Origin of the sequence: Micromonospora sp. AMSO31t (assembly GCF_008868175.1) — a bacterium.
Taxonomy (GTDB): domain Bacteria; phylum Actinomycetota; class Actinomycetes; order Mycobacteriales; family Micromonosporaceae; genus Micromonospora.
This window is the reverse complement of sequence record NZ_WBKT01000318.1, coordinates 1-895: the sequence shown is the minus strand read 5'-3', so window position 1 is coordinate 895 and position 895 is coordinate 1. Positions and strand designations below refer to the sequence as shown.

General features: G+C 68.4%; 1 pseudogene. It reads right to left on the bottom strand.

Annotated features, from left to right (window positions below):
* A pseudogene (locus tag F8274_RS30760) lies at positions 1-415 on the bottom strand (hypothetical protein); the annotation flags it as partial.
* Positions 416-895 lie beyond the last annotated feature (480 nt).

The following is an 895-nucleotide window of genomic DNA, read 5'->3' as shown; positions in this document are numbered from 1 at the left end:
CCAGCTTCAGCGTGCCGCCGTGATCCCGGTTGGCCAGATCGAGCGCCTCGACCAGCTCGTCGTCGTCACACGGCACCTCCCGGACCTTCCCGTGGTCCCCGCCGTCGGCGTCCCACTCACCACGGTCCCGGCCGTCCTCGCCCTTGCCCTTGTCCTTGTCCTTGTCGTCACGGCCGTGCTCGTCCTCGCCCCGGGCGGCGTCCTCCGCACCGTCACTGGTGAGCTGGGCGGTCGACCACTTCACGTCGGCGAGCCGGTGCGGGCCCGTGACCCCGGTGGTCGCGTAGGCCACGCCCGCGAGGCTGACCGCTCCGGTCAGGCCCACGACGCCGGTGGCGAGCCACAGCCGGCGGCGCCGGAGCGGGGAGATGGTCTCACGGGTGGCGTCATTGTTATTGCGAAGGTAGTTGGACATCGGAGCTCTCTGCCCTCTCCTTGTACCTGACAAGGTCGCTTCGCCACGGCGAGGCGGCCTTCGCTACAAATCGGTTGTAGCTGCTGAAGACCAACGTATGAGAAGGTTCTTCGCCTCGTGCCCATATACGAAAAAAACCCGCATAAGGGGGTGGGCGGCACGGCGGGACGCAGAGGGCACCGCAGGGGCGGGAGGGCGTCCGCCTGGCGAAGAGGGCTCGCGGAGGCGTAAGGCCGCCGGCTGCCACCCAGGGGCCGAAAGGGGGCAGGACCAGCCGGTGGTGACGCGGGGGGCAGGGGAGCCCCTCCCCGCCGTGGCGCGGCGGAAAGGGACTCCCCGGGTTATGTGGTGGTTCAGTTGAAGCAGTCTTCGACGGTGTTGGCGCAGTTGGTGGGGTCGTTGTTGGTGATGGTGGACTTGTCGTCGAGCTTGACCTTGCCTTCGTTGTTGAGGATGCCGCCGGCGACGCGGTGCAGCTTG